General features: G+C 69.8%; 15 protein-coding genes. 4 read left to right on the top strand and 11 right to left on the bottom strand.

Going from position 1 to position 16926, the window contains the following annotated elements; translation table 11 throughout:
• The first annotated feature begins 139 nt into the window (after positions 1-139).
• On the top strand, positions 140-1126 hold the full coding sequence (locus tag ABN273_RS40800; RefSeq protein ID WP_349454713.1) for a terpene synthase family protein: 987 nt from the start codon (positions 140-142) through the stop codon (positions 1124-1126).
• Here the strand turns inward: ABN273_RS40800 and ABN273_RS40795 are convergent.
• Both ABN273_RS40795 and ABN273_RS40790 read right to left on the bottom strand, forming a co-directional pair.
• Positions 1123-2691: a prenyltransferase/squalene oxidase repeat-containing protein gene (locus tag ABN273_RS40795; protein ID WP_349454712.1), complete on the bottom strand. Its 1569-nt coding sequence runs from the start codon at positions 2689-2691 to the stop codon at positions 1123-1125. The two genes, ABN273_RS40800 and ABN273_RS40795, sit on opposite strands and share 4 nt — an antisense overlap.
• On the bottom strand, positions 2688-3992 hold the full coding sequence (locus tag ABN273_RS40790) for a cytochrome P450 (protein ID WP_349454711.1): 1305 nt from the start codon (positions 3990-3992) through the stop codon (positions 2688-2690). Before ABN273_RS40790 ends, ABN273_RS40795 begins: the two co-directional genes overlap by 4 nt.
• Before the next feature lie 346 nt (positions 3993-4338).
• Between ABN273_RS40790 and ABN273_RS40785 the strand changes: the two genes are divergently transcribed.
• Positions 4339-5349 (top strand): polyprenyl synthetase family protein, encoded by a 1011-nt coding sequence (locus ABN273_RS40785; protein WP_349454710.1) that lies wholly within the window; start codon positions 4339-4341, stop codon positions 5347-5349.
• A 123-nt stretch (positions 5350-5472) separates the two neighbouring features.
• On the opposite strand, the gene ABN273_RS40780 is transcribed toward ABN273_RS40785, so the two are convergent.
• Positions 5473-6402, bottom strand: a complete 930-nt coding sequence (locus ABN273_RS40780; RefSeq protein ID WP_349454709.1) for an aldo/keto reductase — start codon at positions 6400-6402, stop codon at positions 5473-5475.
• Positions 6403-6543: 141 nt separating this feature from the next.
• On the opposite strand from ABN273_RS40780, the gene ABN273_RS40775 reads away from it, so the two are divergent.
• On the top strand, positions 6544-7101 hold the full coding sequence (locus ABN273_RS40775) for a TetR/AcrR family transcriptional regulator (RefSeq protein ID WP_349454708.1): 558 nt from the start codon (positions 6544-6546) through the stop codon (positions 7099-7101).
• On the opposite strand, the gene ABN273_RS40770 is transcribed toward ABN273_RS40775, so the two are convergent.
• The 3 genes from ABN273_RS40770 to ABN273_RS40760 all read right to left on the bottom strand — a co-directional run bounded on the left by ABN273_RS40770 (position 7039) and on the right by ABN273_RS40760 (position 10775).
• Positions 7039-8607: a WS/DGAT/MGAT family O-acyltransferase gene (locus tag ABN273_RS40770; RefSeq protein ID WP_349454707.1), complete on the bottom strand. Its 1569-nt coding sequence runs from the start codon at positions 8605-8607 to the stop codon at positions 7039-7041. The two genes, ABN273_RS40775 and ABN273_RS40770, sit on opposite strands and share 63 nt — an antisense overlap.
• A gap of 142 nt (positions 8608-8749) precedes the next feature.
• Positions 8750-9796 carry a sulfite oxidase gene (locus tag ABN273_RS40765; RefSeq protein ID WP_349454706.1) on the bottom strand — a complete coding sequence of 349 codons (1047 nt, stop codon included), beginning with the start codon at positions 9794-9796 and terminating at the stop codon, positions 8750-8752.
• A 166-nt stretch (positions 9797-9962) separates the two neighbouring features.
• Positions 9963-10775 (bottom strand): helix-turn-helix domain-containing protein, encoded by an 813-nt coding sequence (locus ABN273_RS40760; RefSeq protein ID WP_349454704.1) that lies wholly within the window; start codon positions 10773-10775, stop codon positions 9963-9965.
• Between the two features lie 165 nt (positions 10776-10940).
• Between ABN273_RS40760 and ABN273_RS40755 the strand changes: the two genes are divergently transcribed.
• On the top strand, positions 10941-11954 hold the full coding sequence (locus ABN273_RS40755; RefSeq protein WP_349454703.1) for a zinc-dependent alcohol dehydrogenase family protein: 1014 nt from the start codon (positions 10941-10943) through the stop codon (positions 11952-11954).
• A 134-nt stretch (positions 11955-12088) separates the two neighbouring features.
• Here the strand turns inward: ABN273_RS40755 and ABN273_RS40750 are convergent, their stop codons facing one another.
• The 5 genes from ABN273_RS40750 to ABN273_RS40730 all read right to left on the bottom strand — a co-directional run bounded on the left by ABN273_RS40750 (position 12089) and on the right by ABN273_RS40730 (position 16889).
• Entirely contained in the window at positions 12089-12331 is a 243-nt protein-coding gene (locus ABN273_RS40750) for a hypothetical protein (protein ID WP_349454701.1), read from the bottom strand.
• An 81-nt stretch (positions 12332-12412) separates the two neighbouring features.
• Complete coding sequence (locus ABN273_RS40745) at positions 12413-13414, bottom strand: trypsin-like serine peptidase (protein ID WP_349454700.1); 1002 nt, start codon at positions 13412-13414, stop codon at positions 12413-12415.
• A gap of 246 nt (positions 13415-13660) precedes the next feature.
• The gene (locus ABN273_RS40740) at positions 13661-13894 is read right to left on the bottom strand and encodes a hypothetical protein (protein WP_349454699.1); all 234 of its coding nucleotides are present in this window, start codon (positions 13892-13894) and stop codon (positions 13661-13663) included.
• 284 nt (positions 13895-14178) lie between these two features.
• Positions 14179-15858 (bottom strand): DNA polymerase/3'-5' exonuclease PolX, encoded by a 1680-nt coding sequence (gene polX, locus ABN273_RS40735; protein WP_349454698.1) that lies wholly within the window; start codon positions 15856-15858, stop codon positions 14179-14181.
• A 62-nt stretch (positions 15859-15920) separates the two neighbouring features.
• Positions 15921-16889 (bottom strand): aldo/keto reductase, encoded by a 969-nt coding sequence (locus tag ABN273_RS40730; protein ID WP_349454697.1) that lies wholly within the window; start codon positions 16887-16889, stop codon positions 15921-15923.
• Between the last annotated feature and the right edge of the window lie 37 nt (positions 16890-16926).

Genomic DNA, 16926 nt, shown 5'->3' with positions numbered 1-16926 from the left:
ACCTCTCAAGCAACATCAATCACTTTAGCTACCAAATATCCCTTTTTTGACAACATTAGTCAAATACTCGCAAAGTAGATATCCTTCCAGGGTGAGCGATCCTGTCCCTCCTGGGTACTTCAGCATCAGTAATGACCTCGTGGATCGCCTGCTTCGGGGAGCCCACCAGCTGGCCGGCGTGCCCGAGGAGGACCGGGGCGCCGTTCTCAGGGCCGGGCTCGACGCCGTGCCCGAAGCGGCCGGGCTGGTGCGTCCGTACACCAGCCTGTTCGCCGACGGTGACAGCTCCGCCAGCCGGCTGGCTTTCAGCTGCCTGTCCGCCGCGGCGACGTTCCCGCACGCGCGGCCGGATCAGATCGCCGATCTCGGTACGCTGATCACGATCTTGTTCGGCATCGACGACATCGCTGACAACATCGCGGGGCAGTGGACTCATCGCGATATCACCGCCTTTTTCGAGCAGCTCTGCTCGATGATTTCCGGCGCACCACCTCGGGCGGGTGCCGAGGACGCCGTCGGGCAGGGGCTGCACGCCTGGCAGGAGTGGTGCGCCCGCTTTCGCGGGCACGCCGGTGCCGAGGTGCACGCGCCGATGCTGAGGGAACAGCTCGAACGCGCCGGCTTCGCCATGGTCCGTGAGCGCCGGTGGGCGGCAGGTGACGAGCCCTGGCCGGCGTACGACGAGTACCTGGCCAACGGCAGCCTCACGATCCTCTACCCCACATGGTGGGCCGCCGCCCTCGGGATCTGCGGTCCCGCTCCCGCCGACGCCGAGCACTGGGGATCGATCGAGCGAGTCACCTCCCTGGGCGCGGCATGCATGCGGCTCGCCAACGACATCAGGACGTTCGAACGGGAGAGGAACGAGGGCAAGCCGAGCTCCGTCCTCATCCTGGAGCGCGCGGGCATGACCACCGAGGCCGCCGTCGAGCGGGTCTTCGCGCACTACGCCGAGCTCCACGCGGTGTTCCTGGCCGCCCTCGCGGAGCTGCCCGCCCCGTTGGCCGGCATCGCGGACGGGCAGCGCAGGAACGTCGCGTTCAACGGTGGCTGGTTCATGGCCAGGGACACGCATGCGTATACCGTTCAGGAACTGGTCAGGGACGCGGACACGTACGCGGGCTAGGACGGCGCACCGTCCGGCGGCCGGGTGCCTTCCCGCGCCCGCCGGGCGAGATGGGCCGCGGCGATCACCGCACTGCGTGTCACTGCGAGCGGCACGTAGAGATCCTTGTCGTGCCAGAGCGGAGGATGCTCCTTGCCGGCCCAGCGCGTCAGGTACTCCTCGCCCGCCGCCGCGGCGCGTAGGAGCCGAGCGTCCGTCCGGTCCCCGGTCAGCAGCAGGATCTGCAGCGCGTACGCGGTCTCCTCGGCGGTGCCCTCCCAGCGGCCCCAGGAGCCGTCCGGCCGCTGGCTGTCCAGCACCCACTCGACCGCGGCACGCACCGGCTCGGCCGATGCGGCGCCGCCGAAGGAGGCGAGCGCCAGTGCGCAGCTGACGGTGGCGTAGTAGGGGGAGGCGTGCCACCTGTCCCTCCAGCTCCCGTCCGGCTCCTGCCGCTCACGGACCCAGGCGGCCACCTCGGAGATGGTCTGCTCGTAGCGTGGCGCGGCGGCGGGCCTGCGGCGTACGTACTCGCCGAAGGCGTCCAGCACGTGAGCGTTGACGCTGACAGACATGCCCTGCTCGCCGAGCCAGGTTGAGAAGTGGGACCCGGAACGGAAGCTCCACAGACTGTCGGGCTCGTGCGGAGCTCCCAGCAGGGCCAGCGCGTACAGCGCCACGGAGGTCGTGTCGGCGTCGGCGGGCAGCCCCGGCCCGGCGGGAGTGCCGCCGGGTCCGATGGCCGTTCTGAGGTCCGCCACCATCTCCGGCGGCACCTCGACGGGCACGCCCGCGCGGGCCAGCCAGCTCAGCACCCAGCCCCGCTCGAACACGGTGATGGGCAGCCCGACGGGCACGGGACCGCCGTGGCGTCGGACGACCGCCTCCAGATGCTCGCGGGCCGGTCCGTCCGCGTCCCGCCCGGCCAGCCAGGCGGCGGTGGCGGCAGGCGACGCCCCGACGGTCCCGATGGAGGCCGGCTGGACGCTGGGCGCCCCACCGGCCTTGTCACCCGCGATCTCCAGAGCGTGGAGCAGCTTCTCCGGGATCGCGCCCCCCGAGCCGATCCACGACGTGACCCGGTCGAGGCTGTCATAGCTCATTCCCTCGGGCAGCGGCAGCGGCGCGTGGTCCGGCAGGTTCTGGAGGTGCCGGTTGATGAGGGCCACGAGCGAGGGCACGATGTGCTCGATCGCCGGCATGTCCGGCAGGTCGATCCGCCCGCCGCCCAGCCAGGCCGCGAGCCGGCGCAGCCCTCGTTCGGCCGCCTGCGTGAGGCGCTCGCGGTCCGTGTCCGGATCCTCGCGCGCCAGCGCGGTCAGGATCGCCTCGGTGGCGCTCAGGGTCGGCACGAGACCGTAGCCGTCCGGCGCGCCCCAGGCTCCGTCCAGACTCTGGGCGCCGGTCAGGTAGTCGAGGCGCTCCCGGTGGCCGGTCAGCCAGGGGGCCAGCGCGACGATCCGGCCGGTCTCGTAGACCGACGTCGAGACCTGTCCCCATGGCCTGAGCATCAGGCTCTCGATCAGTTCGCGCGCGTGCGCGGCGATGTCCGTCGCCGCCTCGGCGGTGATGCTCACGTGGCTCATGTCCGCGGGTTCCGCTCGATGGGCACCAGCCGCAGCATGATCTGCTGTTTCGGCCGTGCTGAGGCTCCCGGTACGGCGGTGAGCCGCTGGGGATTGGTCAGCGCCAACCGGTACTTGCTCAGCAGGCTGGCGATGACCAGCGGGGCCTCGATGCGGAACAGGCCCTGGCCGAGGCACGAGTGCGGGCCCGCGCCGAAGGGGAAGAACGCGTAGCGATGTCTGGGGGCGGCGCCGTCGGCCCAGCGCCCGGGGTCGAACTCCAGTGGCCGGTCCCAGAACTCCGGCAGGCGGTGGGTGGTGTACGGGCTGATCAGCACCTGCGAGCCGGCCTTGATCCGGACGCCGCCGATCTTCGTGTCCGCGACCGCCTGGCGGGGGATGATCCAGCCCGCCGGATACAGCCGTAACAGCTCCTGCAGGACCATGTGCAGATAGGTGAGCCGGGGCACGTGCTCCGGCCGTACCGGTTCCTGGCCCACCACGCGGTCGATCTCCTCATGGAGCCGGGCGCTGACGTCGGGATGATCGTGCAGCACCGCCCACAGCCAGGTCAGCGACGTCGCCGTGGTCTCCGTGGAGGTGGCGTACATGCTCACCAGGTCGTCGCGGACCTGCTCCAGATCCATCCGGCCGTCCTCCTGCTGCCTGGCCCTGAGCAGCACCGCGATCAGGTCGGCCGTCCCGCCGTGTGCGCCCTCGCGGTGCGCCTGCTCGATGAGGGGATAGACGATCTCGTCGATGTTGTTCATGGCTCTCAGGTACGCGCGATCGCCCGGAACCTTGATGGAGTACGGCACGAAGGGGAAGAGCAGCCGGAACGCGATCGACGTGGCGCAGGTGGCGAACTCGGGCGCCAGCCGCTCGGCCGTGTCGCGTGAGATGCGCCCGCCGAACAGGACCTTGACGACGGCCTGGTTGATGATCGCCGTCATCTGGTCGGCGGCGTCGATCGGGCGGCCCGCTCGCGCGTGGACGTCGAGCTCCAGGACGCGCTCGGCGATGGCGTCGGCCATGCCCTCGGCCAGGGTGGCGGTGTACTTGGCGGTGAAGAGCGGCTGGAGGATCTTCCTGGCGGACGCCCACTCGTCGCCCTCGCGCAGGATGCCCTTGCCGGTCACCCGCCGTACCGGCCGCCAGAACATGCCCTCGCGTGCGAAGTTGCCCCACTCCGCGGTGAGCACCTGCTGGACGTGGTCGGGGTGCGAGACCAGATAAGGGCGAAAGGGGCCGAGGTCGACCCGGACCACCTGGCCCGCGGCCTCGGTGCCCATCCTGGCCAGCTCGTCGACCGGGTCTTTCACCAACCGGGGGATGGCTCGGTGAAAGGGAACGACTTGGGGGGTGATCACGGAGGTTTCCGTGGCGTACGACATGGCGGCGATCCCCGATCCGAATGCTCTATACGACTAAGAGCCAGCTATGCGGCTATTTGGCATGCCTACTAGGAATGTGTCCGCTTTGCCGTATTTTGGGGGGAGTGGTGGCAGTCTTCTGAGCGGGGCGGAGTCTATCGCCACCAGTGCTCCCTCCGTCGCGTACAGTGTCCGTCTCGCACCACGGACATTTCCTGACAAATGTCAATTGTTGGGTGGAGTATCACATGCTTGTGCATGTAGATTCAAGATCGTACCGGGGTAGGAGCACCGATTGAATCTCAGCCATCCGTTGGGCGGCGACGCCGTGGCCCGCTGCCGGCGCCTGTTCGAGCCGGCTCTACGGGAGGCCGTTTCGGCGCTGCATCCGTGGGGTGCCGGGATGGCCGCGTTCGCGCTGGGCTGGTCCGATGCGGACGGCAGGCCGCACAACGGGGACGGCGGCAAGGGCGTGCGGCCCGCCATCGCCATGCTCAGCGCCGAGGCCGTCGGCGGCACGGCCGAGTCGGCGCTCCCGGGGGCGGTGGCGGTGGAGCTGGTGCACGCTTTCTCGCTGGTGCACGACGACATCATCGATCACGACGAGCGGCGGCGGCACCGGGAGGCCCTCTGGAAGGCGTACGGCGTGGGCCCGGCGCTCCTGGCCGGCGACGCGCTCCTCGCGCTGGCCATCAGCCAGCTCTCCGGGTCGCCTGAGGCGATGAAGTACCTGTCGGCGGCGCTGATCGAGCTCGTCAACGGACAGACCGCGGACATGGCCTTCGAGAACCGGCCCTGGCACGGGCCCAACGCGGTCACGATCTCCGAGTACACGGCGATGGCGGCAGGCAAGACCGGCGGCCTGCTCGGGGCCGCCGCCGCCGCGGGGGTCGCACTGGGGGGCGCGCCGGAGGTCGCCGACCGCATGTGGGGGATGGGGCGGGATCTGGGGGTGGCCTTCCAGATCGCGGACGACATGCTGGGCATCTGGGGTGACCCGCGCATCACGGGCAAGCCCGTGTACTCCGACTTGCGGCGCGACAAGAAGACCTTTCCCGTCCTCGCCGCCCTCGCCGCCGACCACCCGGCCGCTCGCGAGCTGTCCGTCCTCCTTGCCGCCGGCGTCCCGGACGAGGACTCGCTTCGCCACGCCGCCCGCCTCGTGGAGCAGGCCGGCGGCCGCGCCGTCGCCCAGTCCCAGGCCGACGGGCACCTTGCCGCGGCGCTGGCGGTCATGGACGAGTGCCTGCCGGACGCCACGGACCTGCGCGCGCTCTGCGCGTCCCTGGTGAACCGTGTCCACTGACCTGCGCGCGGTCTGCGCCTCGCCGGTGAACCGCGTCCACTGACCCTCCTGCCTTGCCCCGGCACCTCGCCGCGCCCTTTGTGCGTGCGCGCCCGCCGGGCGCGGCAGGACGGCGCACAGGCGTCAGGGGCGGGAGGCCTCGTCCAGGAGGGTCAGCTCCTCCTCGCTCAACGCCAGCTCCGCGGCCGCCAGCAGGGGCTCGAGCTGGGCCACGTCCCGGGCGCTGGCGATCGGCGCCGCGACCGTGGGCTGGGCGGCGAGCCAGGCGAGCGCCACCGTGGCCGGAGCCACCGCCCGCTCGGCCGCCACCTTGGTCAGCGCATCCAGAGCCCGGCGCCCGTGCTCCTTCTGCAGGTACTCGGCCGCCATCCCCGCACGGGGGCTGTCGATCGTCACGCCGGGCGTGTACTTGCCGGTCAGGAACCCGCGGGCCAGCCCGAAGTACGGCGTGCTGGACAGCCCCTCCCCGGCCACCACGTCCCGCAGCTCGCCCTCGTAGCCCCGCTCGACCAGGTTGTACTGCTGCTGCAGGGCCACGTACCGGGCCAGCCCCTCCTCGCCGGCGGTCTTGAGCGCCTCCGCCAGCCGCTCCGCGCCGTAGTTGGACGCCCCGACGTGCCGGACCTTGCCCTCGCGGACCAGCGCGTCGAACGTGGCCAGCGACTCCACCAGCGGCGTGTCGTGGTCGTCCACGTGCGCCCAGTAGAGGTCGATGTAGTCCGTACGGAGCCGGCGCAGCGAGTCCTCGACCGCCGTCCGGATGGTCGCCGGGGCCAGCCCCTGCAGCCCCTCCAGCATGCCGACCTTGGTGGCGAGCACGATGGAGTCGCGGTTGCGGCGAGTGTGCAGCCACTCGCCGATGATCATCTCCGAGGTGGACTCGCCGGTCGCCCAGTACGGGTAGACATCGGCGGTGTCGATGAAGTTGCCGCCGCCCTCGACGTACGCGTTCAGGACCGCGAACGCGGACTCCTTGTCAGCCGTCCAGCCGAAGACATTCGTGCCGAGCGAAATCGGGAAAACGGACAGGTCCGTCGTGCCTATTGATCTCATTACGCCATTATCGGCACCTTCGCCGAGCCTGCCCGATGGCACCCCCTCGCTCAGTGCTGGGCGGACGACAGGTCGAGGGCGGCAGGGCCCGGCACGGGGGTCTCGCTCTCCCGGGATGGCGGTGAAGTCGCAGGTGGCGCTATGGTGCGAGCTGTGGTGATCGGTGACGCGCGTACGCGCATCCTGGACGCGGCCGAGGAGCTGTTCGCGGGCGGCGGCTACGAGGCCACCCCGACCGCGGTCATCGCGCGGCTGGCGAAAGTGCCCAAAGGGCTGATCTTCCACTACTTCCCGCACAAGATCGACGTGCTGGTCGCCCTCGTCGACGAACGCACGCTGGTCGAGGAGGGGCGCGAGGTCGACGCGGTGCCCGGCGACCCGGCGCGCACGCTGTCCAAACTGGCGCGCGGCCTCCCGCTGCGGGCCTCGCCCGCGATGCGGCGCATCCTGTTCAGGGAGGCCGACACCCACGGCTCGGTCAAGGAACGGCTCGGGCGGCTCAACGGCGAGCTGATCAGGCGCGCCAGGTTCGCGCTTGAGCTGGCGCTGCCCGGCGCGCGCGGGGACGCGGCCAGGCTGGAGGTGGCGGCGGCCACGTTCGCCGCCGTCCTGCTCTACCAGGAGAACCTCTGCCAGCTAACCGGCCACCAGATCGATCCCGACGCCGTCGCGGAACTCATCGCCCATTCCCTCGTCTGACAACTCCTCGAGCGCCGTACGCAGGTGGCCGAGCAGCCCCCACACGTCGTCCATCCGCTCGGGGCAGGCCACGACGCCGAAGTCGAGCATGCCGTCGTAGGAGAAGCAGGTGATGTTCAGGCCGCCGCTCATGTCGGTCAGGACGGACAGCGGGTAGTACGACAGCACCCTCCCGCCGCACAGGTAGAGCGGGAACTGCGGGCCCGGCACGTTGCTGACGATGAGGTTGATCGGCGGGAACGCCATCCCCGCCAGCCGGGAGATCGCCGGCGTGGCCAGGCTGGTCAGCGGGGCGGGCAGCACCGAGCACAGCTCGCTCAGCCACGTCGCCGGGGCCAGCGCGAAACGCCGCTTGGCCGTGCGCATGGCGGCGCCGACGGCCTGGAGGCGCTCCCTGGGGTCGGGGACGTTCGTGGGCATGGGGGCGACCATGGCGGAGATCTGGTTGCCGACCAGGTCCTTGGCCTCGGCCGTACGGACCGCCACGGGGACGGCGACGATCAGCGGCGCCTCCGGCAGCGCGTCGCGTTCCTGCAGCCACGAGCGCAGGGCCGAGGTGCACAGTGTCATGACGACGTCGTTGACGCTCATGCCGTTGGTCCTGGCGACGTTCTTGACGTCCTTGAGCGGGAGCGAGCCGAACGAGAGACGGCGGCGGGCGCTGATGGGGCCGTTGAACGGGGTCCGGGGGACGGTGAGGCTGGGGAGCTCGGGGCGGTCGTGCCGGTCGCCGGCGACCAGCCGCGCGGCCCTGGCGATGAGCCTGGCGCCGGGGATGCCCGCCGCCAGCGGGATGGCGTCCAGGTCTCCGGCCGCCCTGACGACCGACTGGACGGCCCGTACGGGGTGGGTCGCCGTCCGCATGGCCGCTCCTGCCAGCATCCCGGCCAGCCCGGGCACGTCCCCATGATCGTCCGAAGCGCCTGCCGTCGCCGGGCGAGTACGTTGCCGGGGGCGGTCGGCGTCCGCGGCGGAGCGGCCTCTTCTCGTGAGGTGGCCGTCGGTGGAGCGGCCTCTTCTCGTGAGGTGGCCCTCAGGGGTGAGGTCGAGCAGGGTGGCGAGGGTCTCCGCGCCCGAGACGCCGTCGATGGCGGCGTGATGCACCTTCGTGTAGACGCCGACCCTCCCGCCCGCCAGCCCGTTGATCAGGTGCATCTCCCACAGCGGGTGCGCCCGGTCCAGCCGGCGCGCGTGGATGGCCGCCACGGCCTCGGCCAGCTGCCAGTCGTCCCCTGGAGCGGGCAACGTCAGCTCGAAGAGATGGTTGCCGATGTCGAAGTCCGGGTCGGCCGCCCAGTACGGGTGGTCCAGCCCGAGCGGCACCTCGGCCAGCCGGAGGCTGAGCGCGGGCGAGAGGTGCAGGCGTGCGAGCAGGAGCTCCGCCAAGGCGTCCCGGTTGACCGCTCCGCCCGCCGAGTCGAGTATCGCCAGGCCGGCCACGTGTGCGGCGGTGGTCGCGGTCTCGACATTGAGGAACTGGGCGTCGAGTGCGGTCAGCTGGCGCATCTGCTCTCCTTTTCCCGGGATGTGTGCAGCATCACACGAAGGGATTTCCGGCAGGTTTCCGCGAGAGTCTTTCAGATGAATTCAGGTGTGCCGTACCAGACTTTAGTGAATTCCCAGCTCAGTCCGGATCGGTGACAATTACCTATCCATTGACCACGTCAATGGGATGGCGCACGACGGCGTCGAACCCGTACCCGTACGGGTGCCGTGGCGTGACCAGTGGCTGTGTGGCGCCCGTCTCGTCGGTGGCCCGGGCCATCAGCACCTGAGCCCCCCGGTGGCGTGGCGCCCATGAAATGTGCCATGGCAGCCACGTGCCGACCAGGTGCTGGCCGTGATGTTCTGCCTGGCGCCAGTTGAGCCCGCCGTCGAAGCTGACCTCCACCCGGACGATCCTGCCCCGCCCCGACCAGGACCGTCCGCGCAGGATGTGCGGGCCGGCGAGGGAAAGCCGCGCATTCCAGGGAAGTTCGAACGCGCTCTTCACCGGCTGGACCGTGACGTCCGGGTAAAAGACCGTGTTCCACGGCGTGCGGAGCTCTGTCGTTGACACCGCTATATCGCCGAGCCATTTGATGGAGGCTATTCCCACCCATCCCGGCACCACCAGCCGCACCGGAAATCCGTGATCGGGGGGCAGCGGCTCGCCGTTCATTTCGTACGCGACGAGGACGTCGTCCATGGCCTTGTCGAGCGGCAGCGGCCTGCGTACGTGCCCGTAATCCTCGAACGGCGCGTCGAGCCCGGCCGGCAGCACGTCGACCGCCCCGGGCAGCAGCCCGACCTCCTTGAGCAGGTACTTCAGCGGAACCCCGCGCCACCGCGCGACCCCGATAGCGCCCAGCCCCCACTGCGTGCCAGGTGCGGAGTCGTGCTGCTGCGTGCCGTAGAAGCGCCGCCCGTTCCCGGCGCACTCGATCGCCACGTCGAACGTCCGCGACGGCATGGCCCGCAGCTGCTCGTAGCCGAACTCCCGCGGACATCGGACGCCCGCCCCGTGCACCCGCAGCCGCCAGGTGGTGACGTCGATGATCGGAGTGGAGGTGTGGTTCCGCACGAAGAAGCGGTCGATCGGGGTGTGGTATCCCTGCCCCGACATGGCCTCCCACCGCATCTCCGCGTTCAGGCCGTGCACCCTGAACAGGTGTTCGGGCAGTGGCTTCACGATCGCCGCCGTCGCTTGCCTCATGGTAGTCACCTCGCTAAGACGTATTTCCTACCTGGAAACCATTTAATCCCCTCAGTCTGTTCCAGTGCGTCCCCTGTTGCCAAACTCTGCCCAACCAGCACGGGAACGTTCCATTTCGCCATCCAGGGCCTTACCCGCCGCGGGGGAGCCGGGAACCGGCCCCGGGCTACCCCGCGCTCTTTCCGGTTCGGCGCCGCTCCGCCCGGATCCGGAGGAGTTCGGCGGTGGCCTGATCGGCGGGCAGGAACGCCTCCAGGTGGAGCTCGGCAAGCGTGATGTCGATCGCGGTGGCGAACGAGGTCAGCGTGGTGATCAGACGCAGCTCGCCGTCGGCCGACGCCAGCCGCATCGGCACGGAGAAGCCGAGGTGCCCGGGGCCGACCGGGGTCTGCGGGACGTATCCGGCCAGTTCGGTGAGGAAATCGTCCAAGCGCGGATCCGGGCTCCGCCGTGCCCTGGCGCGGAGGTTCTCGATGACATGCCGGCCCCACTCGTCAAGATTTCGCACCCTGGGTGCCATCCCGTCGGGATGGAGCATGAGGCGCAGCATGTTGACCGGCGGCGCGAGCAGCCCGGGTGAGGCGTCCTCGGTGAACACCTCGACGGCGTCGTTGGCCGCCACCACCCGGCCGTAGGGCGCGACGACGAGCGCCGGATACGGCATATGCCCGTGCAGGATCTGCTCGAGGGCGTCGCGGACCGGCCGCAGCGCGGATTCGTCCAAGCCCGACTCCGTGAATATCGGCGCATACCCGGCCGCGGCGAGCAGGTCATTGCGCTCCCGCAGCGACAGGCCGAGTGACTCGGCCAGCCGGATCACCAGCGCCCGCCCCGGCTGGGAGCGACCGCTCTCGATGAAGCTCAGATGACGCTGGGTCGTGCCGGCCAGCGCGGACAGTTCGAGCTGGCTGAGCCGGCGCGCCCGGCGCCAGCGGCTCAGCTCCGTGCCGACGCCGCTCCGTTCGATCGTGCTGCTCACCAGACATTTCTATCCAGTCCCCGTCGGCACCGGCGATTCCCTCGAGGGAATTGCCGGACGCCGCGGCCACTCAGCAGGATCCCGTCGTGAAACGTGGGGCCGCCCGCCGACGCATCGCGGGGCCGGCCTCCACGCATGACCACGAGAGCGTGAAAGGCCGTTTTCATGAAGAGTTATCACCTTGATCCGGGACGTGGCCTCGCCGGGCTGACGGTTCAGGACCACGACGAACCCGCACCGGGGCGTGGGCAGGTCGTGATCAAGGTTCGCGCGAACTCGCTCGGCTTCCGTGACCTGAGGGTGCTCGCCGGCGACTACCCGCTGCCCATCAGACCCGGCGTGGTGGCCGGCTGTGAAGGGGCGGGGGAGGTCGTCGCCGTCGGTGAGGAGGTCAGCCGGGTGAAGCCGGGCGACCGGGTGGCGGCCACCGTCTTTCCCCGCTGGCTGGACGGTCCGTTCATACAGGACAACGCCGCACAGCTCGGAACGACGATCGACGGCATGTTGACGGAGTACGCCGTGGTGAGCGAGGACGGCGTCGTGCACATCCCGGAGCACCTCTCGTTCGAGGAGGCCGCGGCGCTGCCGCTGGCGGCGGTGACCGCCTGGAACGCCCTGACCGCGGGCAGCGCGCTGCACGCCGGAGACACCGTGCTGACCCTGGGGTCGGGAGGCGTGTCGCTGTTCGTGCTGCAGTTCGCCAAGGTGGCCGGAGCCGCGGTGGTCGTGACCACGTCCAGCGCCGCCAAGGCCGACCGGCTGAAGGCCCTCGGGGCGGACGAGGTGATCAACTACCGGGACGACCCGGCATGGTCGGAGAAGGTCCGTGCCCTCACCGGCGGCGTGGGCGTCGATCGTGTCGTCGATGCGACGGGGCCGCTGGAGCAGTCGCTGAAGTCCGTCGCGGTCAGCGGCGAGGTGGCCTTCGTCGGCTACTGGCTCTCCGGCGCCGAGGGAGCCCGGCCCATCGAACCGGCGACGCTGTTCGGGGCTGGCGCGGCGCTGCATCGCGTCGCCACGGGCAGCCGGGCCCATTTCGTCGAGCTGAACCGCGCCGTCGAGGCCCACCGGCTGCGTCCGGTGCTCGATCGGATGTTCCCGTTCGAGCACGTCCCCGACGCCTTCCGCTACGTGGAGTCGGGCGGCGGCTTCGGCAAGGTGATCATCACCCACGACTGATCGCCGGGGAACGCGCGTATCGCGCTTACCCCGCTGAGCCTGGCCTGCGGACCAGCGGCCGTATCTCCGGCCAGTCGCGAACCTCCGGCTGTTCACCGCTGCGGTGGAGCGACGACGGGCGAACGGAGGCGCGCTCACTCCGTCTGGACGGGCGCGGGCGCCGGTGACGCTCGACGCATCCGCTCGTCCGTCCAGTACTCCTCAGCCGGCGTGGGAGTCGCGACGCGGTGAGCTGTCGGCGAGGCAGGAATGCCGGTGTCACCGGGAGCGGGGCGAGCGCCCTCCGCAGGCTGCGACGTCGCCATGCGCACCGCGATCACAGCGAGGGCGATCAGGACCGCGGTCGCGGCTGCCGCTATGACCGTCCTGGACAACACCAGGACCTCCCCTCGATGGGAGACTGAGGACGGGTGCGGGGCGCCCCGGCGTGGAGCCGGGGCGCCCCGCCTCACTATTCGTCAGGATATCTGGTCGGCGTAGTTAAAGAGATCCCAGTCAGGATTGTCGAAATAAGGACTCCACCACTGGGTGGGGTTGACAATTCTGTCCAGTGTGCTGGATGTGCCGTTGACATATCCGAGGCCTGTGCTGTCGTCGTACGACCAGAGCCACGGGCCGCCGCTCTGGCCACGCGTCAGCGGACAACCCATCGTGATCTGATTCGATCCGGAGGCGGACGTGGTGCCCTGGCAGAAATACTGCCAGTCTCCCGGGTAAGGGGACTCCGACGGGTAGCCGAGCATGGTCATGAAGCGTGATTTCGGCTGTCCGGTCTGGAAACCGTGGCCGCCCACCGTGTCGACGAGGAGCTGGCCCCACTCATTGTTGAATGTCTTGACGAAGCCGACGTCGTAATCGAAGTTGCTGTTGTTGATCCAGCCGTTGAAGCTGATCAGCCAATTCGCGGCGAAGGTTCCGTACGGACGGTTTCCGTAATTGTAGTAGGGGACGAAGACCCAGTTCTGGTGCCAGTTCCCGCCGCTGCTCCCGTGCACGCAGTGACCGGCCGTGCTCACGATGCGTCTGGACGGGCTGTTGACCGCACCGGCAGAGCAGACGTAGTCGAGTCCGTCCACGGCGTTGCGGTAGAAGACCTTGCCGACCGCGATCGACGCGTTGACCAGCACGTTGACGTTCTGGCTAGTGCCTCGGCCGGCCTTGCCGCGTTCCACCCCCTTGAGGGACGGCGGCGCCGCGGGCTGGACGCTTCTGGGAACGGCCGACTGGACGTCGGACGGCGAGTCTTGCGTGGGATTCTTGTTGGGGGATTCCGAGACCGGGATCGCCTTGCGCATGCGCTCTTCTGTCCAGTAGGCCACGACGGCCTCTGTTCTGGCTTTACGCGCCGTGCTCATCACCTGCGCCACGTCCGGGCTGACGGGAGCGGGGACGGCGACGGCCTCGGCCGGGGCTTTCACACTCGGTTCGGCGGCACCGCTCGCCGGAGCGTTGACCACCATGGCTCCGCCCATGAGGACGGCGGCTGCGCCTGCTATGAGCGCGCGCCTTGCTGACGGGCGTAACCGAAATCCGCGCATGGAGCCTCCATAAAAGGCATCGGGGAATTCGAGACCTCCCGAAGCTACACACAAGGCAGAGCGGTTGTAAATCACCAATATGAGTTGTGCTGTTTTGGTCCTGACTTTTTTCGGGTCTGGTAATTCCCCTTCTCGGAAGAAACCATGTGGCGGTCATCCGCCCGGCAGTCAGATTTCACGTAAGGATTGATGGGCGGTGAAGGGCCGGTGCGCGACGGCCCGTCGCGCGGCCGTACACCTCGACCAGCAGGAATCACCGATCGGCCACGCCCGCCGCCGCGCACAGCGGTGCGCGGCGGCGGCGTTGAGCGTGCCGGCACCGGCGGCCGGCCAGGTCACATTGGGGGACGTCCAGCAGGCGATGGCGAAGTTGGCGAAGACCGACGGGGTGGTCGGAGTCATCGGCGAGGGTGTACGTCGACGGCAAGCGAAAGGGCCAGGGCGCCGGATCCCCCTGCCCGGCCATGGACCCATGGCAGAACCCGGCAATGGCCGCCAGCACGACCGCCACCGCCCACCAGGACCGAAATCGCACGACACGGTTACCGCTGGCTGCTGGGCGATGTACTCACTCCGGGGTCCCGGCCGGTGCCCCCGGAGGCCAGTGGCGCTGTTCTACCGAGCGCCGCAGGCGTATCCGGCGGCGGGCGGCGTTGCCTCGGCGTGTCGACGACGGGCCGGGAGCGTCAGCGGCCGAGGAACGCCAGCAGCCGGTCCAGCGGCCACGTGTTGATGACATCGTCCGTGGTCAGCCAGGCCCGCTGCGCGACCCCCACCCCGAACCGCTGGTTGGCCAGATGCGGGATCGCGTGCGAGTCGCTGTCGATCGAGAACTTCACCCCATGGTGCTTGGCCAGCCGCACCAGGTCCGACGGCAGGTCGGACCGGTCGGGGAAGGAGTCGATCTCCATGGCGGTGCCCGTGCGGGCGGCCGCGCGGAAGACGGCGTCCCAGTCGGCGTCGACGGCCGGCCGCTTGCCGATCTTGCGGGTCGTCGGATGCCCGATGATGTCCACGTACGGGTTTTCGCAGGCGGTGATGAAGCGCCGGGTCATCTCCTCGCGCGACATCCCGAAATGGGAGTGCACCGAGGCCACGCACACGTCGAACCCGGCGAGGATCTCCGCGGGCCAGTCGACCGACCCGTCGGGGGCGATGTTGAGCTCCGTGCCGTGCAGGAGGCGCATGTCGGGATATTTCTCTTGGAGCTCGGCCACCTGCCCCCGCTGCTCCAGCGCCTTGTCCAGGGTCATCCGCTGCATCGCCAGGTCGGGGGCGTGGTCGGTGACCGCGTAGTACGCGTAGCCGCGGGCGTGCCCGGCCGCCACCATGTCCTCCAGTGAGGCGATGCCGTCGGTGAGGTTGGTGTGGGTGTGCAGGTCGCCCTTCAGATCCTCCAGCCGCACCAGCTCCGGCAGCTCGCCACGGAGCGCCGCCCTGACCTCGCCGCCGTCCTCGCGCATCGGCGGCGGCACGTACTGCATGCCGAGCGCGGCGTAGATGTCCTCTTCCGAGGCGGCGGCGATCACCCGCTCGCCCTCGAACAGGCCGTACTCCGACAGCTTCCAGCCCTTCTTCACCGCCATCTCCCTGATAGCGACGTTGTGCTCCTTGGAGCCCGTGAAGTACTGCATCGCCGCGCCCCACGACCCGGCGGGCACCACGCGGAGGTCCACCTGGATGCCGGACGTCGTGCGGATCGAGGTCTTCTTGTCGCCGGCGGCGATGACCTCGGCGACGTAGGGCTGGGCACGGAAGCCGGACATGACGGACTCGGGCGCGACCGCGAGGATGTCGATGTCGCCGATCGTGTCCTTCATCCGCCGCAGCGACCCCGCGTACGCGATGCGCTCGGCCTCCAGCGAGGCCATCACCTGCTCGGCCACCGACATGGCGACGCCGATGTGGACGCGGCGGCCCGACTGCTCGAGCTGCTCGATGCCCTTGAGCAGGTTTGCCAGCGTCTTCGGGCCGAGGCCCTTGACGCCGTCGAGGCGGCCGGAGGTGATCGCCTCGCTCAGCGCCGCGGTGGAGTCGATGCCGAAGTCCTCGAACAGCATGATCGCCGTCTTGGGCCCCAGCGTCGGCACCCGCGTCAGCCTGCGCACGCCGTCGGGCACCCGCCCCCGCAGGTCGTCGAGCTGCCGGAAGCTCCCGCGCTGCAGGAACTCCGCCATCTTCTTGGCGATCGCCTCGCCCACGCCGGGAACGCCGCGCACGTCGACCACCGAGATGTCCTGGGGGAACCCGGCGATGGCCTTGTCCGTCTTCTGGTAGCTGCGCACCCGGAAGGCGTCGCCGCCGCAGAGCGCGAACAGCTCCGCGTATTCCTGCAGCGCCGCCGCCGCCTCCTCATTTGCCCGCATGCCCACACCCTAGAAGGTCGGGCCGACAATCCGGGAACCGCCGGAAGGCGGTCGGGGAACCGCTAGAAGCGCACCTCGCGCGGGCGGTACGGCTCGCCGAGGAAGGTCAGCTCCGACTCCGTCAGCGACACCGACACGGCCGCCACCGCGTCGTCCACGTGCCGGTCCTTCGTGGCCCCCACGATCGGCGCGGTCACGGCCGGCTGGTGGAGCAGCCAGGCCAGCGCGATCTGGGCGGCCGGAAGGTCGCGGTCCCTGGCCACCTGCGCCACCCGGTCGAGGATCGCCTTGTCGTTCTCCGGGTCGTACAGGAAGTCGATGCGCTGGTCGGAGCCCGTCCGCGCGGTCGTCGCCGCCGAGCCCGCCCTGGCCAGCACGCCGCGCGCCAGCGGGCTCCACGGGATCACGCCCACGCCCTGGTCGGCGCAGAGCGGCAGCATCTCGCGCTCCTCCTCCCGGTAGAGGAGGTTGTAGTGGTTCTGCATGGAGACGAACTTCGTCCAGCCGTTCTGCTCGGCCACGTGCTGCGCCTTGGAGAACTGCCAGGCCCACATGCTCGAAGCGCCGATGTAGCGGGCCTTGCCGGCCTTGACCACGTCGTGCAGCGCCTCCATGGTCTCCTCGACGGGCGTCTCGTCGTCCCACCGGTGGATCTGGTAGAGGTCCACGTGGTCGGTGCCGAGACGCTGGAGCGAGGCGTCGATGGCGGCGTGGATGTGCTTGCGCGACAGGCCCCCGTCGTTGGCGCCCTCGCCCATGGGGAAGTACACCTTGGTGGCCAGCACGTAGTCCTCGCGCCGGGGGAAGATCGCGCGCAGCGCCTCGCCGGTCACCACCTCGCTCGCGCCCTGGCTGTAGGTGTCGGCGGTGTCGAAGAACGTCACGCCCGCGTCGGCGGCCCTGCGGATGATCGGCTCCGCCTCGTCCAGCGCCAACGCCCACTCCTGCCTGGCGGGATCGCCGTAGCTCATCATGCCGAGGCAGATGCGGGAGACCTTCAAACCGGTGCTGCCAAGTCTTGTGTATTCCATGGCGCCCACCATACGGGTGCGATCGGCCCGGCTGATC

The sequence above is a fragment of the Nonomuraea sp. B19D2 genome, assembly GCF_040137845.1.
Classification (GTDB): domain Bacteria; phylum Actinomycetota; class Actinomycetes; order Streptosporangiales; family Streptosporangiaceae; genus Nonomuraea.
Note: the sequence above shows the minus strand (reverse complement) of the source record. Positions and strands in the feature narration are given on the sequence as shown.

Bases quoted from the DNA above. Each gene is read 5' to 3' on its own strand.
- ABN273_RS40795 (WP_349454712.1), bottom strand. From the start codon at position 2,691: ATGAGCCACGTGAGCATCACCGCCGAGGCGGCGACGGACATCGCCGCG.
- ABN273_RS40780 (WP_349454709.1), bottom strand. From the start codon at position 6,402: ATGAGATCAATAGGCACGACGGACCTGTCCGTTTTCCCGATTTCGCTC.
- ABN273_RS40775 (WP_349454708.1), top strand. From the start codon at position 6,544: ATGGTGCGAGCTGTGGTGATCGGTGACGCGCGTACGCGCATCCTGGAC.
- ABN273_RS40770 (WP_349454707.1), bottom strand. From the start codon at position 8,607: ATGCGCCAGCTGACCGCACTCGACGCCCAGTTCCTCAATGTCGAGACC.
- ABN273_RS40765 (WP_349454706.1), bottom strand. From the start codon at position 9,796: ATGAGGCAAGCGACGGCGGCGATCGTGAAGCCACTGCCCGAACACCTG.
- ABN273_RS40755 (WP_349454703.1), top strand. From the start codon at position 10,941: ATGAAGAGTTATCACCTTGATCCGGGACGTGGCCTCGCCGGGCTGACG.
- ABN273_RS40745 (WP_349454700.1), bottom strand. From the start codon at position 13,414: ATGGTGGTCAACGCTCCGGCGAGCGGTGCCGCCGAACCGAGTGTGAAA.
- ABN273_RS40740 (WP_349454699.1), bottom strand. From the start codon at position 13,894: ATGACTCCGACCACCCCGTCGGTCTTCGCCAACTTCGCCATCGCCTGC.
- polX (WP_349454698.1), bottom strand. From the start codon at position 15,858: ATGCGGGCAAATGAGGAGGCGGCGGCGGCGCTGCAGGAATACGCGGAG.
- ABN273_RS40730 (WP_349454697.1), bottom strand. From the start codon at position 16,889: ATGGAATACACAAGACTTGGCAGCACCGGTTTGAAGGTCTCCCGCATC.